Below are 21,518 nucleotides of genomic sequence, written 5' to 3' on the forward strand. Positions count from 1 at the left end.
GGATTTCCAACCACTTTTTTAAGACATCGTTCTCCAATTCCAGCTGACGGACATATTCATCCTTTTGCAGTGGCCTCTTTCGCCCTCCCCGGCGGTCTTGTAGCCCTTCGGATCCTTTTAACTTATATTGACGCAACCAGACCTTCAAGCGGCTCACGTCATGGATCCCCAACCTTTCGGCTACCTCCCGTTTGGTTACACCCTGCAGTCTCATTTGAACGGCTTGCATCTTCAGTGAAAAGGGATAATGCCTGAACTTCTGTCCTTTTTTCGCCATGAAAACACCCCTTAAAAGTAGTTCCGTTCACAGGGGGTTTTTCCTGTGTCTACTTTAAGGGGTGCACATCAATGGCTTGCATCAGGGGTTTTTTGTGTTTCACGATTGAATCGGACGATATTCCAACCGTCCCTCCGTTACCTCTCCCTTTCCACCGGTCTGTTCCATCACCATTTTCCGGATGGGATCTTCTTCCCCTTCAGGGATCCAGAGCTGCCATTGCACCTGTTCGGTAAAGGTGGCCGGGGGCGGCTGGATGCCGGCGGAGCGGAGTTCATGTTCGATTTTACCCATAGCTGGATAGTCTACGGTGATGTGCAGTTCCCGATGGCGAACCCATTCCAGAATACCGGCTGCATCTAAACCTGTGGCTGCAGCCCTGCTGTAGGCCCGGATCAATCCACCGGCACCCAGTTTGATGCCTCCGAAATAGCGAGTGACCACAATGGCCGTATTGATCAATTGCCGGTTGCGGATCACTTCCAAAATCGGCCGCCCTGCGGTTCCCGAGGGTTCTCCGTCGTCGGAGGATTTTTGGGCGATCTGACCGTCCCACAGAACGTAAGCATGGCAGTTGTGCGTGGCATCCCAATGACGTCGGGAGATATGATCGATAAAAGCGTCGGCCTCGTCCTTGGTTTCGACAGGGGCGACATAGGTGAGAAATCTCGATTTTTGGATATGGATCTCCGTTTCAGCGCTCTCTTTGACGGTGAAATAACGATAAGGCAGGTTCATGAATAACACCACCTTTCCTGTCGATTGGAGGTTAATACTGGAAATGGAAGGAAAAGGGAATATGTTTTTGATAACCTTTGTCGAAAGGGTAGCCAGGGCTTGAAGTTCTGTTTTATTCTTTGGTCACCAAACGGACAAGCCGTCCGATGAAAGGATTGGTCCTTATGTTTATGATCGGCATCCTCCCTGATTATGAAAAATGTCTGGTGAAAGAGCCGCCATTCCTTTTGCCAACGGGCTTTAAGGAAGAAGTAACCCATCAAAAGTGGAGAGAAGCTCCCCTTTTTGAGGAACCAGTCGCTTTCCCTCCGTGGGAAATGGAGACCATCTCCACTCTGCTCCACATAGAAGGGGATCATCCTCTCAGAGACCCGCCCATAAGAAAAGGGGGCCAATCCAAATTGGCCCCGGGATGGCAGGTGACGGTTGGGTTATGGGCTCTCAGTTCCGTTCATTCCCCCCTGGTTGCCGGACGGAGTGCCTGACTCCTGATCTGCCGTTGGTACATCCCACTGGTCGATGGGTTTTGAGTCCAGTTCTAGGTGCTTCCGCAGAATGTTGCTCATCCGTTGACGTTCCTGATTGCTGACAATGTAATACCAGTATTCCAGACGTTTGTTTTCGCCCTTCAGTTTCATATTCTGGATGCTTTCTTTGGGAATATCCTGGTAAATGGACTGTAGCTTGGGCAGGTCCTGGACTTTGATGCCCAGCTTCATGTTTTGACCTACCGCATCCAGCAGATCATCGATTTTGGTGACAGTGTTTAGACTCATGGCACGATCCAACAGGTTGGTCATCACTTCACGTTGTCGTTCGTTCCGGCCCAAATCGCCCCGGGGATCTTGTTTGCGCATGCGCACGTAGGCCAGTGCTTCGTTTCCGTTCAACAGTTTCGGTCCCGGTTTAAAGGGGATCACTTCTCCACCGAAGTGTTCCTGAGAAAAAGGGAACTTGACGTTGACGTTCACGCCGCCCAGAGCGTCCACAACGTCGATAAAGCCTTGAAAGTTTACCTTCACATAATAATCGACGGGAACATGGAGAAGATCTTCAACGGTCTGAGCTGTGTTGGCTATCGGCCCCGGCCCCTTCGGGTTGACGGATTTCCGTCCGTAGTAGGGTGCAGAGTTGATTTTGTCCATTTTGTCCGTGTTGGCGATCTTCACATAGGTGTCCCGGGGAATACTGACCATCTTGACCGATTTCTTTTTCGGGTTGACCGTGGCCAGAATGATCACATCCGCCCGCCAATTCGTGGTCACCTTCCGGGCATCGGTCCCCAGAAGCAAGATGGTGAAGGGTTTCTCCAAGGTGGCCTCCCCTTCCCGTTTGGAGGACTGCTCCAAAGGGTCGTAGGTGTTAGCCAAGGCTCCCCATACCTGAGCGATCAGGTATCCTGACAGAAGAAAGGCGGCCAGTACGCCCATCAGTATTCCCCGGACCCACCATTTTTTTCGTTTCTTCTTGTTGACCCGCTCTTTGCGGCTCCACTCGATCCGTTCCATAAAAACCCCACTTTTATGCTGGCAGCCCGTTTGCGGTTACTTTTTCTTCTCCATCATACTATCATCCTTAAAAGGGCTCAAGGATGAATAAAGTAGATTTCTTCCGCATGAAATCAGGTCTTTTGGCCTAATACAAAAAGTGCAAAAAGCGGTCATCTCTAAGAAGGACCGCTTTTTTATTTTGTGTTCGCGCGTGTTTCCAACTCCAGGTGTTTCCGTAATCGGCGGCTCACTTGCTGCCGCTGGGAGTCGGGAACGATCAGATAGTAATAGGGGTGCCAGCGATCACTGCCTGAAAGGTGGAGCACCTCTCGTCTGTCGCTAGGGACCTTGCGAAGCGTGTACAAAATGCGCCATGCTTGTTGCAAGGTCAAGTTTGTATCCAGGTGTTTCCTCGCGATCCGGAACAGATCATCTGCTTTTAGCAGTGTCGACCAGCGGGTTCCCTTTTCCCAAAGGCTGCTCAACACCTCCTGCTGCCGGATGTGTCGGTCAAAATCACTGCCGCCGGTGCGATCCCGAACGTAAGCGAGCGCCTGGGAACCGTTGAGCGTCCTCTTTCCCTTCCGGAACCGGTGCCCTTTGTAGGAAAAATTCCGTTTCACATCCACGTTGACCCCTCCGACTTGATCGATCAAGGATCGAAAGCCGGCAAAATCCATTTTGACGAAATGATCGACGGGAATCTCCAGGAAATGTTCCACTGTGCGTACGGTCGCTACTACTCCGTTTCCGAGGGCGTAAGAATGATTGATTTTGTCGATAGTGGTCCGTCCACCCCCCAGCAGCAGTTGGGTACGTGTATCCCGGGGAATGTTCAATATTTTGACCGTTTGCCGGTCAGGATGGATGGTCAGCACCATCAAAGCATCGGCGCGTCCCTTGTCTCCCTTGCGTGTGTCTACGCCGATCAGGAGCAGGCTGACCGGCCGATTGAGAGGAGAGAGCGGTTTGCGCGGTCGCAGGATGTCTGTGGGAGGCTGCTGTGAGGTGGGACTGGGTTGTGGCGTGGCCTTCTCTGGAGACGGAGACGGGGTTGGGGGGGATTTGAACAGCCACCAGATCGCCCCCAGGGTCAACAGGAGAAGTGCTGCCAAAAATCCGAGTCTGAACCTTCTCACATCGGTCACCTCCCTCAAGGATCACCTTGTTATTATGGTCTTTATCACTCATTCCATGCGGTTTGTAATAACCTGGTGGCAAGCGATGATAGGGGCGGGAGGCACATGATGGGGAACCGGATGGTCTGGTGTGGTTAGCAATCCTGTTGTTACTGATGCAGGGCGGTTGTGCAAGCACATTGGCATCCAGACGGGGCCACCACGGGACGGAGAGTGGGGTAACCCTCGGTCTTCTACAAACCGTCCATATCCTTCATCGGACAGTAGACCCGACCGGTCATGCGGCTCCGCTGGAAGAGAGGCGGCTGATAATAGCCCGCTTTGACGGGCCGTCAGATCTGGACTGGTATCACTGGTCGACCAAAAGAGAAGCGGAGCAAAGGATTAGGCTGCAGGTTTCCCAGGGCGCCCGGGATGTGACGCTGCTTTTTTATAAAAACAAGCTCCAGGTGAGCTGAGACGCTGCGGCTGTCTGTTGCAGAGTACCTCCAAAGGGTGTGGGTACAGCGCTCGTCACGGGACCGTGGGCAAGAATACCGGCTCCAGGTTTCCAGATGATCCACCTGCTTCGTGGTGGGAGGCGTATGACCCCTTGTAAGCTCGTTCAGAAATAACCCCTCCTTGCTCGCTACCCGCAGTGGCAGTCTGCACCAGCTTGTCATAAGGGTCCTTTTCGTGTATTCTTGAATTGAATTTTTGCGCCTTCAACAGACGAAAAGGTTGGTCACCCGCGGGATGATCCCGAGCGGGTCTTTTCTTTCATCGATACAAATTGGCAATAAAGGAGGAAGACTCACCTTGCCAGCTAATCCCAGACGTACGCTGTTTACGTCGGAATCGGTCACAGCGGGGCACCCTGACAAGATCTGTGACCAGATTTCTGACGCTGTGTTGGACGAGATTATCACCCGGGACCCCAATGCCCGGGTTGCTTGTGAAACTTCTGTCACCACCGGGATGGTTTTGGTATCGGGAGAGATATCCACGCATTGTTACGTAGATATTCCCAAAATTGTTCGGGATACGGTTCGGGAGATCGGTTACACTCGGGCCAAATACGGCTTTGACGCCGAAACATGCGCCGTGCTCACTTCGATCGACGAACAGTCCGCCGATATTGCCGCCGGTGTGGACGAAGCCCTGGAAAAACGGGAAGGGCAGATGACTGAAGAAGAGATTGATGCGATTGGTGCCGGCGATCAGGGCTTGATGTTTGGTTTTGCCAGCAACGAAACCCCGGAACTGATGCCTCTGCCCATCTCTCTGGCTCACCGGCTCGCCCGTCGTCTTCATGAGGTCCGGGTCAATGGCCCCTTAGATTATCTTCGGCCTGACGGAAAGACCCAGGTGACAGTGGAATATGAAGGAAACCGGCCGATCCGGGTGGAGACCGTAGTGATTTCCACCCAACACTCTGAAGAGGTGTCCCTGGAGCGGATCAAAGAGGATATCCAGGAACACGTCATTCAGCCGGTAATTCCGGAAGAGATGTTGGATGATCGGACCATCTGCTACATCAATCCCACCGGTCGTTTTGTGATTGGCGGTCCGATGGGGGATGCCGGTCTCACCGGCCGCAAAATTATCGTCGACACCTACGGAGGGTACGCCCGCCATGGAGGAGGGGCCTTCTCGGGTAAAGATCCGACCAAAGTGGATCGTTCTGGCGCTTATGCCGCCCGTTATGTGGCTAAAAACATCGTGGCCGCCGGACTGGCTGACAAATGTGAAGTGCAGCTGGCTTATGCGATCGGGGTGGCCCGTCCCGTCTCCATCCGTATCGATACCTTCGGCACGGGGCGATTGGAGGAAGAGGAGTTGGCACGGCTGGTTCGAAACCACTTCGATTTGCGTCCCGCCGGCATCATCCGAGAGCTGGACCTGCGCCGTCCCATCTATAAGCAGACAGCTGCCTACGGTCATTTCGGTCGGACCGATGTGGATCTTCCCTGGGAGAAAACGGATAAGGCCGAGCTACTGAAGCAGGATGCTTCCCTGTAATAAAGGAAAGGTGACCGCTGTTGCGGTCTTTTTTTATCTCGACATCGCGAGGAAATCATTGTAAAATATGGAGGGACAGGCCTGTTTGAACGCCTCCTTTTCCCTGTGCATATATTGGGGGGCAAAGGGGGGCAGAAGCGATGGAACTGTGGCTGCTCGCTGGCATTGCACTCTTTGCGGTCATTCGGGTTGTGACGGACCTCGTTTCAAGAATGTTCAGTTATCCGTTGGACACCTGGAAAGACTCCCCCAAGCTCATTCTGTTGACCCGCAACAGTCAGGGTTGCATCGAATGGGTGATCCGTTCCTACTATGGTCGCAGCAGGCTGTCGGGGCATCCTCCTGAAATCATCTGTGTCGATGCCGGTTCCGCTGACGACACCGGCCCTATTCTCGAGCGACTTCAACAAAAATATCCGATGATGGAAGTGTATACAGAAGCGGTCCCTGACGAGGGGACGCCTTTCGGAGCGGAGGATTCCTCGATCCTCGACCTCAGAAGTTGAACAACATCTCTGACCGTCCCCTCTATTCAGGAGGGGATTCATTGTGTGACGGCAAAAATGAGCCGCGTTCCCCCCTCTTGCTTTTTTTTATAGGAAGGAGGCGCATTCCATGCTTTATACCACGTATCAAGTGATGGATGACATTCGGGTGACCTTGGCCCCGGAAGTTGATCGATTGTATTGGCGCACGCGGGGGCAATCCATCCGGAAAACAGGAACCACACCTTCCTTTGGACAGGCCTTTTCCCGGGCTACCCGCCGTATGTCACGAGAACCGCCTGTAGCAGGAGGAGCGGGCACCCAGCGGCTGGAGAAATACGCTAACCATTTGCAACAGTGGTTGGGTGGACAGGCCTTTACCCGGGAGGAACTGGATCAGGCGCTAGCTGTTGCAGGGGTTGCGGGAGCGAGGCCAGATGAAGGACTGCAATGGCTGGTACTGACGGGGCGAGCGCAGCTTTTGCCAGGTGTAGATATGACAGGGCCAGCGATTCGCTGGCGCTGCAACCGGTGTGGAGCCGGTGGGAAGTGGATTCGACGGGGAGCGTGTGCAAAGTGCGAAAAGGCGTGCGCCTGGTGTGATCATTGTATCCGCTTGGGAAAAAGCCGGGCCTGTACACCGATTGTTCTGATCGAACCGGCTTCCGACCCGGTCGCTGTCGATAAAGTGACATCGATTCTCCCTCTTTTGTCGGATCCCCAGTGGGATGCTGCTTCCCGCTGCCTCGACTGGTTGGAGGAAGAAGGAGAGGAGCTGCTAGTCCAGGCGGTAACTGGCGCCGGCAAAACGGAAATGATGTTTCCGATGGTACGCCGTGTGTTGGAAGAGGGAGAGCGGGTGCTCTGGGTGGCCCCTCGGCAGGAAGCCGTGAGAGAAGTTGCCGACCGACTGCGTCGCTCCTTTCCAGAAATCCGCGTGGCGGAGCTCCACGGCGATTCCGGTGACCGCTGGGTGAATCAGTCCATCGCCGCGGCCACGGTGCAACAGGCAGTCCGTTTTTATCATCGCTTCCGGTTGGCCGTGGTGGATGAGGTGGAAGCCTATCCCCTGCGTGAGGAGCAGATTTGGCAATTCGGGGTGCGAAGGGCGATTCGAAACGAAGGGAAGCGGGTGTACTTAACGGCCACCCCCCCGAAATCCTGGCTGAATCGGGCTCGGCGAGGGAAGAGAAAGCTGGTGACGGTGCCTGCTCGTTATCACGGTTTTCCGCTGCCAGTTCCAAGACTGCACCGGGTGTGGCGACTGCAGCACAAGACGGATCGGGGGCGGCCGATTCCGGTTCTGGAACGATTTTTAAAGGAAGCGATTGAGCAGAAGGGACAAGTGTTGTTGTTTGTGCCAAGGGTTACGGATACATGGCGGTTACTCCGCTGGTTCGATTCCCGTATGCCGGGATTGCGAGCCAAATGCGGCGTCGTTTCCAGCCGGGGTGGGGAGCGAGCGGAAATGGTTCGTCGCTTTATGACGGGCGAAGTGAAGGTGCTGATCACTACCACCATCCTGGAGAGGGGAGTGACCGTCCCCCGATGTCACGTGGCGGTGGTTGGGGCCGATCATCCGGTATTTGACGGTGCGGCATTGGTTCAGATCGCAGGAAGGGTAGGCCGCTCGGCCGCATATCAGGAAGGGGAGGTCTTGTTTATTTCCTCCCTGCGTACGGAAGCCCAGCTGCGTGCGGTCCGGGATATACGCGAATGCAACCGGCTGGCGCGGCGAAAAGGATATCTCTCCGCTCGGAGGTATGCTCTGTGATCCAGTGGAAAAAGTGGTTTACGGGTCCCGGCAGCTGCTGTCTCTGCGATGCTCCCCATCGAGCCTCTTCGTGGTCCGCGGTGTGGGAACGGGTATGTCCCAGCTGCCGATGCCGATTACACCGGATCGATTCGCCTTGTTGCCCTCGTTGCGGGCGTGCCGGGATTGGTTCCCTGTGCGAGGATTGTCTTACAGGCCCTGGTGGTGAACTGGAGCGCAATGTAGCTGTCCTCCAGTATACTGCTTACCCCCGGGAGTTGATCCATCTGTACAAATACCGAGGACGGGAACATTTGGCTCGTCCTCTGGCAGAGATGATGGCGGAGAGGGTGTTTTCCGCCGGCATCCGGGCTGAAGCGGTCACCTGTGTTCCCCTTCATCCACAAAGGCTGAAAGAGCGTGGGTTTAACCAATCGGAACGGTTAGCCCAGGAGGCAGCCCGCCACTTAGGCCTCCCCTTTATCCCCACCTTGAAAAAGGTACGGTCGACTCCGCCACAAAGCAAAAGTAGCCGCTGGGAGCGGATGGCCATGCTCGAGGAAGCGTTCCAGTCCTCGGACTGGAAACGCATTGCTGGTAGGGTTTGGCTGGTGATTGACGATGTTTATACTACCGGGGCTACCATGGTAGAGTGTGCCCGCACCCTGAAAAGAGCAGGGGCTCAACGGATTTATTCAGCTACCTTGGCGCGGTAAACGATGGAGGATTACGAGGTTCATATGCGAAAAAGGGTATAAAAGCCGTGAGGTTGGGAAAGAAAGGGAATAGAGGTCTATTGGACCACCCCCGTAAATTGAGAATGGGTCGAGGATGTTTGAAAAAGGAGTGTCTGTGATGAACAAAACCCAGTTGATCGAACAGGTGGCAGAGATGACAGGCAAGACCAAAAAGGAATCCAGTCAAATGGTAGAAGCGGTGTTGGAGTCGATCTCCGAAGCGCTCCGAAAAGGAGAAAAAGTTTCCCTGATCGGTTTTGGCAATTTTGAGGTTCGCCAGCGGGCGGCCCGTACCGGGCGCAATCCGCAGACGGGAGAGCCGATTCAGATTGAGGCCAGCAAAGTTCCCGCCTTTAAACCCGGCAAACAGCTGAAGGAATCTGTCAACTGAGCATTCGTCACCTCCGGAAGCGTACCGGAGGTTTTTTGTTGTGAGACGGTAGAAAATATTGTGGATAATGTGGATAAGTCTGTGTATAAGTCTTTGGTTTTATGTTTTTTTATATCCATAAGCCGAGACAATAGGGGGGTTTTAGAGGAAATTGCGGTCATGACCGAAAAATTCCTTGACTTTGTGTAATTTCCAGTGGTATAGTTTAATCGCATGGAAGACCCTTCAGGTATTTCATGTGGATCAATTTATGAAGGGATTGTTATTATGCAAGGCAAAGTCAAGTGGTTCAACGCGGAAAAAGGTTACGGGTTCATTGAACGTGAAAGCGGGGACGACGTTTTTGTCCACTACTCCGCTATTCAGGAAGAAGGCTTCAAAACGTTGGACGAAGGTCAAAGTGTTGAGTTTGAGATCGTAGAAGGACCGCGTGGACCGCAGGCTGCCAACGTCAACAAGCTCGTCTAACACAAACTCCGATAAAAACCCCTCCCGGATTCGGTTCGGGAGGGTTTTTAATTACCCAAAACCTTCTCCTCCTGCTCCTGTGAAGAACGGATGTTTTCTTTATAAATTGTTCATTAAAAAGAGGAGGAATGATCTGTAGAAACGGGAATACATAATCTAGAAGGCGAAAAGGGGGATTCGCTTGATGAAGTATAATATCCGTGGGAACAACATTGATGTGACCCAGGCGCTCCGGGATTATGTCATCAAAAAGCTGAGTCGTCTGGAACGGTATTTCCAATCCACAGCAGCTGCGGAAGCTTATGTGTCGCTGAGTGTCTTTCGTGACGAACACAAGGTCGAGGTGACCGTTCCCTTCCCCGAATTGTTAGTTCGTGCCGAAGAGGCGACGGAAAACATGTACGCTTCCATCGATAATGTGGTGGAAAAACTGGAGCGCCAGATCCGCAAGTACAAAACCAAGGTCAATCGCAAGTTCCGCCAGGACGGGACCCTCCGCAACCTGGAGAGTGGAACACCCCCTGAGCTTCAGAGAGAGGATGAGTTGGAGGAAGAGGCTGAAAGCGGGTTTGAGGTGGTTCGCAATAAGCGGTTCGACTTTAAACCCATGGATCTGGAGGAGGCGATTCTGCAGATGGATCTCCTCGGACACAACTTCTACGTATTTTCCAATGCTTCCACGGACGAGGTTAACGTGGTTTATAAACGAAAAGATGGCCGTTACGGGTTGATCGAACCTGAATAACATACCGGGCAACCAATTTCGGAAGAACGAGGGCAGTCCACAAAGGGCAGCGGTCCACGCTGTCCTTTTGTTTACTTGGATCTAAAGCTTTTGTGAAAAAGTGAAAATGGAAGGGCCTTTTTGTTAAACTAATTGTAAGTACCTTTTCATGGAACCTGCGGAAAGCAATTTCCGTTCATAATAAGAAGCGAGAGTTTGTACCCGTGCCAAGCAGTCTCACGAAAGGGATGAAGACTGATGATGAAGCTTTTGCAAAAAATATTGCCCGACTCGAATGAGCGGGAGCTGAAAAAGTGTTACAAAATTGCTGATCAAACGGAGGCCCTCGAGGAGGAGATCTCCAAGCTGAGCGATAAGGAGTTGACTGGAAAGACCGAGACTTTCCGCAAGCGGCTCGCTGACGGAGAAGAATTGGACGAGCTGATGCCGGAGGCCTTTGCCGTTGTCCGAGAAGCGGCCAAGCGCGTCCTCGGTATGCGTCACTTCTATGTGCAGCTGGTGGGCGGCGTTGTTCTTCACCGGGGGGATATCGCCGAGATGAAAACCGGGGAAGGGAAGACGCTGGTCTCCACGCTGCCTGCTTATCTAAACGCCCTGTCCGGGGAAGGCGTCCATCTGGTGACTGTCAACGACTATCTGGCTCGCCGGGACCGGGAATGGATGGGTCAGGTGTTTGAATTCCTCGGTCTCACCGTCGGGCTCAACCTGCCGGGAATGAGCCCGGAGGAGAAACGAGAAGCTTACCAAGCGGATATCACCTTTGGAACCAACAATGAGTTTGGTTTCGACTACCTCAGGGATAATATGGTCCTCTATCCGGAACAGGTGGTCCAGCGCAAACTCAATTTTGCCCTGGTCGACGAAGTGGACAGCATCTTGATCGATGAAGCTCGTACCCCTTTGATCATCAGTGGCCAGGCCAACAAGGCGACGGATCTCTATTACACCGCTGACAAACTGGTACGCCGCCTGAAGCCGGAAGAGGATTACACCGTCGATGTGAAGACCAAAAGCGTTTCCCTGACGGAAAAGGGAGCGGATAAAGCGGAATCCTTTATGGGTATCGACAACCTGTACGATGCCAAAAACATTACGATCAACCACCACATCCAACAAGCTCTGAAAGCCCATGTGATCATGAAGCGGGATCATGATTACGTCGTCAACGAAGAGGGCGTCATCATCGTGGACGATTTCACCGGTCGGCTGATGCACGGACGTCGTTATAGCGATGGGCTGCACCAGGCTATCGAAGCCAAAGAGGGGCTTCAGGTGCAGAAGGAGAGCATGACCTTGGCCACGATCACCCTGCAGAATTACTTCCGCATGTATGACAAACTGGCGGGGATGACCGGAACAGCCAAAACGGAAGAAGAAGAGTTCCGTAAAATTTACGGGATGGGCGTGGTCCAGATTCCCACCCATAAACCGATGATACGGGAAGATCTCTCTGACAAGCTTTACAAGACGGAAGAGGCCAAATATCGGGCCGTGGTGGAGGACATCGTCAAACGTCACGCCACGGGCCAACCGATTCTGGTGGGAACCGTCTCCATTGAAAAATCGGAGTTGCTGTCCAAGATGCTGAAGAAACGCGGCATCCCCCATCAGGTGCTAAACGCCAAAAACCATGCCCGTGAAGCGGAGATTATCGCCGAGGCGGGGCAACGAGGCGCGGTGACCATCGCTACCAACATGGCCGGTCGGGGAACGGATATTGTGCTGGGAGATGGAGTGGAGGAACTGGGCGGCTTGCACGTGATCGGCACCGAGCGCCACGAAAGCCGCCGCATCGACAATCAGCTCCGAGGTCGATCCGGCCGTCAAGGCGATCCCGGGTCTTCCCAGTTTTATCTCTCCTTCCAGGATGATCTGATGCGCCGCTTTGCCTCTGAGAAAATCCAAGGGATGATGGATACCCTGGGTCTGGACGAAGATACGCCGATTGAGGGCAGGATGTTTAGCCGTTCAGTGGCCAACGCCCAGAAACGGGTGGAGGGAAACAACTTTGACGCCCGCCGCTGGGTGTTGAGATACGATGATGTCCTTAACCAGCAACGGGATGTGATTTACAAGCAGCGGCGACAAGTGTTGACCGGCGAAGATCTGCACAAGGTTGTTCTGGACATGGGCAAAGAGTTGATCGAACGGCTGGTAGAAGCCCATACTGCTGATGAGGATATCCCGGAGGAATGGAACCTGGAACCTGTGGTCGAAGCGGTCAATTCCTTCCTGCGCCAGGAAGTGGAGGAAGATGATCTGGAAGGGATGGAAAAGCAGGAGATCATCGATTATCTCCACGATCAGTTGAAAGAGGATTACACCTCTCGGGAGGAAGAGATCGGGGCCGATCGCCTCGAGGAATTTGCCAAAGTGGTGATTCTCCGCACCGTAGATCGGAAGTGGATGGACCATATCGATGCCATGGATCAGCTGCGGCAAGGCATCCACCTGCGTGCCTACGGTCAGACAGATCCTCTCAGGGAGTATCAGTTTGAAGGGTTTGAGATGTTCCAGGAAATGGTGCAGGAGATCCAGGAAGAAGTGGTACGCTACGTGATGAAATCAGACCTGGGTGAGGATGAGGAGATCGAACGAGAAGAAGTGGCCACCAACCAGACGGCTTCCTCCGGCGGTTCCCCCCACCAGGAGCAAGAAAAACCAAAGCGGCAGCCGGTGCGGAAGGTGGAAAAAGTGGGCCGCAACCAACCGTGCCCCTGTGGTAGCGGCAAGAAGTACAAACACTGCTGCGGTCGGGCGGCTCAAACCGGTTGATGTCGATACCCGCCTCTGCACGGCGAATTCCATCTATGATATCCTGTGTAGTGGAACCATTTTTGGATGAAGGAGACGTGAGCGATGCAACTGCAGGAAATTCGTCAGGAATTGAACAATACAGCCAAGCGATTGGCGGACATCAGGGGGTCTCTTTGACCTCCCTGAGAAGAAGAAGCGCATTGAAGAACTGGAACTGAAGATGACCGATCCGGACTTCTGGAACGACCAGGCGGCGGCGCAAAAAGTGATTGACGAGAATAATCGCCTGAAACGGTCGGTCCAGGGGATGGAGGAGCTGGAAGAGGCTCAGGAAGAGGTCCAGGTGATGGTGGAACTGATTGCTGAGGAAGAGGATGAATCCATGCTCTCCGAAGCGGAAGAGGGTGTGAAGGAGCTAAAAAGGAAGCTGGATGACTTTGAGCTTTCCTTGATGCTGAATGAACCCTATGATCAAAACAACGCCATTCTGGAACTTCACCCGGGTGCCGGCGGGACGGAATCCCAGGATTGGGCCAAGATTCTGCTGCGGATGTACACTCGATGGGCGGAACAGCGGGGTTTTAAAGTGGAGACCCTCGACTTTCTCCCTGGCGACGAAGCGGGTGTGAAAAGCGTCACCCTCCTCATTAAAGGAGAGAACGTTTACGGGTATCTGAAAGCGGAAAAAGGGGTGCACCGTCTGGTCCGCATCTCTCCCTTTGACTCATCGGGGCGACGGCACACCTCCTTTGTCTCTGCCAACGTCCTTCCGGAAATCGATAACGATGTCGATGTGGAGATCAGGTCCGAGGACTTGAAAATCGACACCTATCGTTCCAGCGGAGCCGGTGGGCAACACGTCAATACCACCGATTCCGCGGTCCGGATCACCCATCTGCCCACCGACATCGTGGTGACTTGTCAGTCGGAGCGTTCCCAGATCAAAAACAGGGAACGGGCGATGAAGATCCTGAAAGCCCGCTTGGTCCAGCAGCAGATTGAAGAGAACCAAAAACAACTGGCCGAACTGCAGGGGGAACAGAGCGAGATTGGCTGGGGCAACCAGATTCGCTCCTATGTATTCCACCCCTACAGCATGGTGAAAGATCATCGGACCGATGTGGAGATCGGCAACGTACAAGGGGTTGTGGACGGAAACCTCGATCCCTTTATCGAAGCTTATCTCCGCCAACAGATGAGTGTAGGTAAATAAGGGGCCTTGTTAGCTGCCGGAGATATCCGGCAGCTTTTTTGATTGACGGAGGATGAGGAGGGGATCATAGAAAAAACGCCCCGAAAACATCGGGACGCAGGAAGGAGTCGATCCCCTTGAGACGACGGTGGATGTTCATTGTTCTTCTTATCGTGGCGATAAGGTTGTCGGCGCTCCCCTTGACGAGTGTGGAGGCAGTGGGGTTGATTGAAGCGGAGCACCCTTGTTTCGAAGGAGGCCGCTGTTGGGCATTTCAGGCCGATGGGCGCCATGTGGAGGGGGAAAGCGAAGCCTTGAACAGGGGACGTTCGTTTCCTTTTGACGGTAGGTCCTACAACGGGATGAAGCTCACCATCCACCCCGGCGGACGGGAGGCCGTGTTAGTGGTGGAGGTACGGGATACCGATTACCGGCAGGTGAAAAAGGTGCGGATCCGCGCGGAACGGCCTTTGAAGCGATCGATCGACCTCTCCTCCCTGCAGCCGGGGCGGTATCACATCTTTGTTTACTTTCCGCGCGGAGGAGAAGCGGCGGTGAACGGCCGTTTACACTATGGTTCCGGGGAGATGCCTTGATCGAAAGGGATCTGCCGTTATGTCAGTGCTGCGGCACCCTTTTTGCCTCCTTTTTTTGGATGGTCATCAAGCGAATGAAAAAGCCGAGTGATGCGCACGTCAAGCCGACTGTGATGCCCAACCAGAAGCCGAATGGCCCCAGGCTGGTGAAGGAAGCCAATCCATATCCGACAGGGATTCCGATGCCCCAGTAGGAGATTAGCGCCGTGATAAAGGGGATGGTGACATCCTTATAACCCCGCAGCACCCCCTGCAGCGATGCCTGAGCAGCATCGGAGAGTTGATAAAAGATCGCGAAGATCAGGAATTGTTTGATCCACGTGATCACGGCTGGATTGTCCGTGTAAAAGTGAGCGATCCATTCTCGGTACAGAAAGAGGAAGACCGATGCCACTGCGATAAAGCCCATGGCGGTGATAACACCTAAAAGGCTGTATTGCTTGGCATCCGTCCATCTTTTTCCGCCCACCTCAAAACCGACCACCGCCGTTAAAGCCATGGCGATGCTTAAAGGGATCATAAATAGAAGCGATGTAAAATTGATAGCGGCTTGGTGTGCAGCCACGGTCACCGTATCAAACAGGGCGCCCATCAACAGGGTGACTACGGAAAAGATACTCGCTTCGAAAAAGACGGAAAGGCCCATGGGCACTCCGATGGATAGTTGTTCCTTCCATGCTTTTAATGAAGGGGAAAACCAGGTGACAAACAATGAATAGGGACGGATTCCATCCACTTTGAAGGTGACCAGGATGCTGATGATCAAAATGAACCAATAGGTGATACTGGTCGCATAACCAGTACCGATTCCCCCCAGTCGCGGAAAGCCCCATTTGCCGAAGATGAGTAGATAGTTTAAGGCGATGTTAAAAGGGACTGCCACTATCATGATGAACATCATGATTCGCGTATGCCCGAGGGCATTAAAGAAGTGGCGAAGCACATTGGCGGCAAATAGCGGGATCAGGCCAAAAGAAAGTCCGATCAAATAGTGCTTGGCGATATGATGCACCGCAGGGTCCAGCTTCATCATGGAAAGAAGCGGTTCGAGAAGCAGCAAGCCGAAACCGAAAACCGCCACCGCGAGCAAGAGCGATAAATAAAGGGCTTGCGTAACCGACTCGGTAATCTTCTGATGGTGCCCGCCGCCAATCAATTGGGAAACCATCGGTGTGACAGCCATCAGAATACCGTTTAACCCTGTGAAGACGGGCATCCAAAAGCTGGATCCGATCGCGACGCCGGCCAGATCATCGGTACCCGCTCGGCCCGACATCATCGTATCCAATAGGTTCATGGTGTATAAGACCACCTGGGTGATTAAAATGGGCCACAGGATCTGAAAAAATAAAGCGATCTTTTCCTTTAGGGACTCCGTACGATGCATGACTGTGCCCCCTTTCAGCCGAAAAAGGAGTAACCCGTCACCTCGTCCAGGGTTTAACGGGTTACACCTTTTTTTGTCGTGATGCCGTTATTTCGATCTTTCATGATCGACGAGCAGAAGCTTTTCTGCGATCGGACTACGGGTTTTGGATCACCAGGCACGTTTTGCTAAAATCACCCCGTAACAGCGCCTCTCGGGGGAGGCAGAAATACAGCATCCCCTCATCTCCCCAAACCATCTCTTCATCGGAATCGACCTGAAGGAGCAGCACCCATTCGGCGGCGGGTTGCCCCTCATAGGAGCGGCAGACGTCAAAGACATCCTCCTGCAATGAGAAAGGGGGGCCGAAGGCTTGGTGGTAAGCCCCCTTTCGCTCCTCCAGTTCGTACAATTGATCCATCAGCTCAAACCACATCTCTTCCATTTCTTCCGGGGCATCCACATTGGGAAAAGTTTTTTCCATCCTGAACCGTATCCCCCGTTCCGTCACCACGGCTTCCCGCGGAAGGTCATCGGGAAAAGGTGCGGGGATCAATTCGTCGGGATGGACATCGGCGTAGATGACTTGGCAAGTGATTCGGTCCGACGGGGCTCTGTGATAGAGATCATTGGACCCGGCGAAAAAGTAGAGCATCCCCCGGTCGGGAAGGGGGCTCATCGGGTCTTGCTCCTTCAGTTCGGTCAGGTTGAACTGGGCGATAAACGTCAGCGGCTGTAAGGCATCCATCGGGTAGGGGGATTCCGGCGGCAGATCGGGAGCACCGCCCCATTTGGAGGTTCCTTTGGGAATATTATCCTCTTCCTGCGGCTCCAGGACGAGACAGGGGACCAAGGTGCGGATCACTTCCTCTGTCCAATCCGACAACCCCTCGTTCGACAGTAGCTTCTCGATTTTATCTTCAATGAACTCGTTCATGTCTTTTCCTCCCTGACGACCGGTTTGCCCCGTTTTTGCTGGGTATTAGGTTGATCATGATAGATGCGAAAATATGGCCCGGCAATTGGATACTGGGGCGAAGCCGGGAACGCTTCACAACTATTGTAACCTTTTACTTCCCCTTCTGAAACAGTCGTGAAAGAGAGCGTAAGTTGTGATAGAATCCGAGTAGCCGATTATCGCCCCGACGGGCGGTTTTTATAGAGTGCACAAAGTGTAGAGGAGGAGGGAATGAGATGAAACTTCGTTCCATTGAACCGACCCCGAGTCCCAACGCGATGAAACTAAATGTGGATGAAACAGCATCGACAGCCAAGACCTATACCGCTGACCAGCCGGAGGAGGCACCGGAGATCATCCAACGGCTTTTAGCAGTGGATGGAGTAAAAAGTGTGTTCCGGGTGGCGGACTTTTTGTCGGTTGAACGGGACCCGAAGGCGGACTGGAAAGAGGTCCTTCCTATGGTGCGGGAGGTATTCGGTGAAGAGGCGGAGCCGGAAGATGATACCGTTTCCCGGAAGGCCGAAGCCCCTATTGAAGGGTTTGGAGAAGTTCAAGTCCAACTGCAAACCTTCCGCGGTTTGCCGATCCAGGTGAAGCTGACCTGGGACGGGGAGGAGAAGCGGGTAGCCCTTCCCCAGCGGTTTGTGGACGCAGTGATGAAAGCGCAGGAGGCTTCTCCCAACATGGTGATGGAACGGCGCTGGGAGGATCGAGGCGTCCGTTTCGGAAATCCGGATAAAATCGGGGAGGAGATGGTAGAGGAGATTTCCGCAGCTTACGACTCAGATCGGCTTGACCGTTTGGTGAAACAGGCATTCAATCAGGAGCCGGGGGAGCCGGTTAAGGAAGCAAATCGGGGATTGAAGGTGACATTGGACATGTTGGACGACCCCGATTGGAAAAAACGTTACGCCGCTCTGGACCAGATGCATCCAACCCTGGAAGATTTGGAAGTGCTGGCTAAGGCGTTGCAGGATCCGAAATCGTCGATTCGGCGGCTGGCCACTGCTTACCTGGGTTCGCTGGAGGATCCCAAGGTGCTTCCCTATCTGTACCAGGCGCTGAAAGATCCCTCGGTCACCGTTCGCCGCACTGCCGGCGATTGCCTGTCTGATCTGGGGGATCCCGATGCGATCGGTCCAATGATCGAAGCGCTCAAGGACAAGAGCAAGCTGGTCCGTTGGCGAGCGGCGATGTTCCTCTATGAAACGGGGGACGCTTCCGCTGTTCCTGCCCTGCGGGAAGCCCAAGATGATCCCGAGTTTGAGGTGAGCATGCAGGTCAAGATGGCTTTGGAACGGATCGAAGGGGGCGAGGAGGCGAGCGGTTCCGTCTGGCAAAAGATGACCCGCCGCAACGAAGGAGCCGACCCTCGCTGACCGAGGTTTGTAAAGCCCCCTTTGCAAAAAAGCCCTGTGGCATAGTTAGATCCAGTCGGAAAGAACCTCTCGATCGACCGTGGCTGATGAACAAAGGATACAGTCTGTGAAAAAGGGGTTTGTAACTTTTTGTCGAATACATGGGTACGCGGACGGAGACTTGAGGAGGTGGAGAAGATGGAGTGGAATAATATCCATCTGGAAAAATACGACGAGGGCTGGGCGATACTTACCATTCAACGCCCTAAGGTATTAAATGCGCTGAATGCAGAGACATTGGCGGAGTTGGAGCAGGCACTGGATCGCGTGGAGAGCTCGCCGGAGATCCGGGCGCTGGTCGTCACCGGCGCTGGTGAGAAAGCCTTTGTCGCAGGAGCGGATATCAAGGAACTGCGTGCCATCGAAGAAACGGATCGGGCGGAAGAACTTTCTGGGCGGGGGCAACAGTTGTTCAACCGCATCGAAGAACTTTCGATTCCCGTGGTGATGGCGGTAAACGGTTTTGCCCTGGGAGGTGGTTTTGAACTGGCTCTGAGCGGGGACATCTTGCTCGCCTCCGACAAAGCCCGCTTCGGGTTGCCTGAGGTGAATCTCGGCATCCTTCCCGGCTACGGCGGAACTCAGCGGCTGGCCCGGGTCGTGGGGAATTCCACGGCGAAGTACTATGCCCTCACTGGAGAGATGATTCCCGCCGATGAAGCATTCCGTCTGGGAATAGTGCAAAAGGTGATTTCTCCGGATCAGCTGTTAAAGGAAGCGAAACAGTTGGCTCAAAAGCTGTCGAAGCAGGCACCGGTGGCGATGAAGTACATCAAAAAAGCGATCAATCAAGGGGCGGAGGCCGATCTCAAAACCGGTCTGCAGTTGGAATCCTCCTTTTTTGGCATCCTGTTTAATACTGATGACCGCTTGGAAGGAATGGATGCGTTTTTGGAAAAACGGAAGGCGAATTTTAGCGGTAAGTAACACACTTTCGCATGTTGTGTCGTTTCCCGGGAAATAAACGGGGAATCGAAAGAAACTTGCAGGAAGCGTGACCCGTGCCGGCCCGTGCCGGGTTGCGCTACGGGCTCCGCTTCGGGTATATAACTCTCTCTTCTTAAGGAACAATCAATGACATGACAGGGGATCGCTTAAGGAGGAATGGTCCATGGATGGGATTCTGAACATCCCTGTTCCCGTTTGGATTGGATTATTGGTACTGATCATTGTTGTAATCATCATCGTTAATATGCGGATTTCCCGACAGCGGAGTCAGGAAGTGAAGGAACTGGAAAAAGCATTTGCTAAGCCGAATGGATCAGCCCAGGAGGATCCTTCGGATGATGAAGATCAGTATCCGGAAGTGGGCGGCAAGCAGGAAACCGATCAACGGGAGCGAACAGCAGCTGACTCCGAAAAGGAATCGGTTCCGGATGATTCGGAGAGTGAACGGCCCAACCGCAGCTGATTGCAAAAAAGTGCCGGAGGAATATCCGGTGCTTTTTTGTGGAAGACAAACTATGAACGAGTACTGGGAAGGAGGGGTTGGATGCGAAAAGGTTGGGGATTCGCGGCAGGGGTATTGCTACTGCTTGCTGCCTGTGCACCACAACAGGGACAGGAGCAGAATTCGGAACCTGCCTCGCCCAAAACCGTATACAACAACAATTGCGCCAGCTGTCACGGGGGTAATCTGGAAGGGGGGGCCGGGCCTTCCCTAAAAAAGGTGGGCAACCGATATTCAGCTAAGGATATCGAACAAGTGATTCAAAATGGAAAGGGACAGATGCCGGCGCAGAATCAACTTTCTGACCAAGAGCGGTCGAAGTTGGCTTCTTGGCTGGCGGAGAAGAAATAATATCCGATTGAGGTTGCGCAGGAAAAGAGGGATCGATCAGCAGATCCCTCTTTTTCCTGCGTATTTTTTTGAGAAAGTGGATTGAATAAATATTAATTGATATGTATAATGATACGAAACAGATTTCGGAAGCCGCGATGGGCGGTCCATGTGGGAGGAGAGAAACGCGATGAACGTGGCAGTAGTGGGTGCAACCGGATATGGAAGCGCCGAGCTGATTCGCATCCTGGAACGGCACCCTCATGTAACGTTGACCCAGCTGGTGTCATCCTCTCAACCGGGAGAACATCTGGGAAACATTTTTCCTCATCTATCCCATCTATCCTTTGAACTGGATGAAATCGACCTCGACGCGCTGGCAGAGGCGGCAGATGCTGTTTTTTTTGCTGCACCTGCAGGTGTCAGCAGCCGGTTGTTGCCCCCGCTGGCGGAACGGGGGTTGATCTGTATCGATTTGGCCGGGGATTTCCGGCTGAGTGGAGATACATATCAGGAGTGGTACGGGGCTTCACCCCCTCCGGAACCTTGGTTGAGTCAGGCGGCATACGGATTGAGCGAATGGTTTCCTTCATCGATCCGCAAGGCCGATGTGATCGCCAATCCAGGCTGTTATCCGACGGCAGCCTTGATGGCGCTGGCTCCCCTGGTGCAAGAAGGAGTGCTGGATGAAGGCACGGTGATTGTGGATGGAAAATCGGGCTTCTCCGGTGCGGGCCGTGGGGTAAAACAGACAAGTCTTTTCTGCGAAGTGAATGAAAACGCCTATCCGTACAAGGTGGGACAGCACCGTCACACTCCGGAAATGGAACAGGTAGCCTCTACTCTAGGAAATCGGAAACAGTCTGTGTTGTTCACCCCCCAGATCGTTCCCATGAGCCGCGGGATTTTGGTTACCCTCTACGGAAGAGCGGGTGACGGTTGGTCCACTTCTCGCCTGCGGGAACTGGCGGAAGAGACGTATCGGGACTCCTATTTTGTCCGGGTACGCGGAGAAGGTAGGTGGCCCCGGACGAAAGAGGTGCAGGGGAGCAATTTTTGCGATATCAGCTATGAATGGGATGAACGAACCCATACCGTGATCGGGATAGCGGCCATCGATAACCTGGTGAAAGGTGCGGCGGGGCAGGCTGTGCAAAATTTGAACCTTCGCATGGGCTGGCCGGAGACGGCAGGCTTGGAGATGCCGCCCCAGTATCCCTGAAC

General features: G+C 53.6%; 22 protein-coding genes. 16 read left to right on the forward strand and 6 right to left on the reverse strand.

Translation table 11 applies throughout. The features are described from left to right. The 4 genes from BLP91_RS14505 to BLP91_RS14525 all read right to left on the reverse strand — a co-directional run. The coding region (locus BLP91_RS14505) for a helix-turn-helix domain-containing protein (RefSeq protein ID WP_143003569.1) at window positions 1–277 on the reverse strand (277 nt) is incomplete at its 3' end. A 99-nt stretch (window positions 278–376) separates the two neighbouring features. After that, window positions 377–1,015: a YigZ family protein gene (locus BLP91_RS14510; protein ID WP_091572663.1), complete on the reverse strand. Its 639-nt coding sequence runs from the start codon at window positions 1,013–1,015 to the stop codon at window positions 377–379. A 431-nt stretch (window positions 1,016–1,446) separates the two neighbouring features. Next, window positions 1,447–2,523 (reverse strand): LCP family protein, encoded by a 1,077-nt coding sequence (locus BLP91_RS14520; protein ID WP_091572668.1) that lies wholly within the window; start codon window positions 2,521–2,523, stop codon window positions 1,447–1,449. A gap of 176 nt (window positions 2,524–2,699) precedes the next feature. Beyond that, a complete protein-coding gene (locus BLP91_RS14525) occupies window positions 2,700–3,644 on the reverse strand; it encodes an LCP family glycopolymer transferase (RefSeq protein WP_143003570.1) in 945 nt (314 codons plus the stop codon). 128 nt (window positions 3,645–3,772) lie between these two features. Here BLP91_RS14525 and BLP91_RS14535 point away from each other — a divergent pair, with 128 nt between their 5' ends. The 11 genes from BLP91_RS14535 to BLP91_RS14585 all read left to right on the forward strand — a co-directional run bounded on the left by BLP91_RS14535 (window position 3,773) and on the right by BLP91_RS14585 (window position 14,769). Next, window positions 3,773–4,102: a hypothetical protein gene (locus BLP91_RS14535; protein WP_091572675.1), complete on the forward strand. Its 330-nt coding sequence runs from the start codon at window positions 3,773–3,775 to the stop codon at window positions 4,100–4,102. A gap of 340 nt (window positions 4,103–4,442) precedes the next feature. Then, window positions 4,443–5,645, forward strand: coding sequence for a methionine adenosyltransferase (metK, locus tag BLP91_RS14540; RefSeq protein ID WP_245662288.1), 1,203 nt, complete (start codon window positions 4,443–4,445; stop codon window positions 5,643–5,645). 140 nt (window positions 5,646–5,785) lie between these two features. Continuing rightward, on the forward strand, window positions 5,786–6,151 hold the full coding sequence (locus tag BLP91_RS14545) for a glycosyltransferase family protein (protein WP_091572678.1): 366 nt from the start codon (window positions 5,786–5,788) through the stop codon (window positions 6,149–6,151). Window positions 6,152–6,260: 109 nt separating this feature from the next. After that, window positions 6,261–7,904: a helicase-related protein gene (locus BLP91_RS14550; protein ID WP_091572681.1), complete on the forward strand. Its 1,644-nt coding sequence runs from the start codon at window positions 6,261–6,263 to the stop codon at window positions 7,902–7,904. Next, on the forward strand, window positions 7,901–8,599 hold the full coding sequence (locus BLP91_RS14555) for a ComFC family protein (protein ID WP_176758015.1): 699 nt from the start codon (window positions 7,901–7,903) through the stop codon (window positions 8,597–8,599). The genes BLP91_RS14550 and BLP91_RS14555 overlap by 4 nt, the downstream gene beginning before the upstream one ends. A 139-nt stretch (window positions 8,600–8,738) precedes the next feature. Next, a complete protein-coding gene (locus BLP91_RS14560) occupies window positions 8,739–9,011 on the forward strand; it encodes an HU family DNA-binding protein (RefSeq protein ID WP_091572768.1) in 273 nt (90 codons plus the stop codon). A gap of 267 nt (window positions 9,012–9,278) precedes the next feature. After that, the gene (locus BLP91_RS14565) at window positions 9,279–9,479 is read left to right on the forward strand and encodes a cold shock domain-containing protein (RefSeq protein WP_091572686.1); all 201 of its coding nucleotides are present in this window, start codon (window positions 9,279–9,281) and stop codon (window positions 9,477–9,479) included. A gap of 184 nt (window positions 9,480–9,663) precedes the next feature. Further along, window positions 9,664–10,224 (forward strand): ribosome hibernation-promoting factor, HPF/YfiA family, encoded by a 561-nt coding sequence (gene hpf / locus BLP91_RS14570; protein ID WP_091572689.1) that lies wholly within the window; start codon window positions 9,664–9,666, stop codon window positions 10,222–10,224. Window positions 10,225–10,461: 237 nt separating this feature from the next. Next, window positions 10,462–12,999 (forward strand): preprotein translocase subunit SecA, encoded by a 2,538-nt coding sequence (secA, locus tag BLP91_RS14575; RefSeq protein WP_091572691.1) that lies wholly within the window; start codon window positions 10,462–10,464, stop codon window positions 12,997–12,999. 84 nt (window positions 13,000–13,083) lie between these two features. Beyond that, window positions 13,084–14,194 (forward strand): peptide chain release factor 2 gene (prfB, locus tag BLP91_RS14580; RefSeq protein WP_143003571.1). Its coding sequence is split into 2 segments (ribosomal slippage): window positions 13,084–13,155 and window positions 13,157–14,194, totalling 1,110 coding nucleotides; the frame shifts between segments, so codons are not numbered across the junction. 116 nt (window positions 14,195–14,310) lie between these two features. Then, window positions 14,311–14,769 (forward strand): hypothetical protein, encoded by a 459-nt coding sequence (locus tag BLP91_RS14585; RefSeq protein ID WP_143003572.1) that lies wholly within the window; start codon window positions 14,311–14,313, stop codon window positions 14,767–14,769. A gap of 22 nt (window positions 14,770–14,791) precedes the next feature. On the opposite strand, the gene BLP91_RS14590 is transcribed toward BLP91_RS14585, so the two are convergent. After that, complete coding sequence (locus BLP91_RS14590) at window positions 14,792–16,156, reverse strand: MATE family efflux transporter (RefSeq protein WP_091572699.1); 1,365 nt, start codon at window positions 16,154–16,156, stop codon at window positions 14,792–14,794. A 136-nt stretch (window positions 16,157–16,292) separates the two neighbouring features. After that, on the reverse strand, window positions 16,293–17,072 hold the full coding sequence (locus BLP91_RS14595; protein WP_091572702.1) for a YwqG family protein: 780 nt from the start codon (window positions 17,070–17,072) through the stop codon (window positions 16,293–16,295). A 257-nt stretch (window positions 17,073–17,329) separates the two neighbouring features. Between BLP91_RS14595 and BLP91_RS14600 the strand changes: the two genes are divergently transcribed. From BLP91_RS14600 to argC, 5 genes are all read left to right on the forward strand, one after another. After that, window positions 17,330–18,475, forward strand: a complete 1,146-nt coding sequence (locus BLP91_RS14600; RefSeq protein WP_091572704.1) for a conserved virulence factor C family protein — start codon at window positions 17,330–17,332, stop codon at window positions 18,473–18,475. Between the two features lie 177 nt (window positions 18,476–18,652). After that, window positions 18,653–19,441, forward strand: coding sequence for an enoyl-CoA hydratase/isomerase family protein (locus BLP91_RS14605; protein ID WP_091572707.1), 789 nt, complete (start codon window positions 18,653–18,655; stop codon window positions 19,439–19,441). Window positions 19,442–19,625: 184 nt separating this feature from the next. Further along, entirely contained in the window at window positions 19,626–19,925 is a 300-nt protein-coding gene (locus BLP91_RS14610; protein WP_091572709.1) for a hypothetical protein, read from the forward strand. 81 nt (window positions 19,926–20,006) lie between these two features. After that, window positions 20,007–20,315 (forward strand): c-type cytochrome, encoded by a 309-nt coding sequence (locus tag BLP91_RS14615; protein WP_091572712.1) that lies wholly within the window; start codon window positions 20,007–20,009, stop codon window positions 20,313–20,315. 169 nt (window positions 20,316–20,484) lie between these two features. Continuing rightward, window positions 20,485–21,516 (forward strand): N-acetyl-gamma-glutamyl-phosphate reductase, encoded by a 1,032-nt coding sequence (argC, locus tag BLP91_RS14620; RefSeq protein ID WP_091572715.1) that lies wholly within the window; start codon window positions 20,485–20,487, stop codon window positions 21,514–21,516. Window positions 21,517–21,518: the final 2 nt, after the last annotated feature.

The sequence above is a fragment of the Melghirimyces thermohalophilus genome, from assembly GCF_900102685.1.
Lineage (GTDB): Bacteria > Bacillota > Bacilli > Thermoactinomycetales > DSM-45169 > Melghirimyces > Melghirimyces thermohalophilus.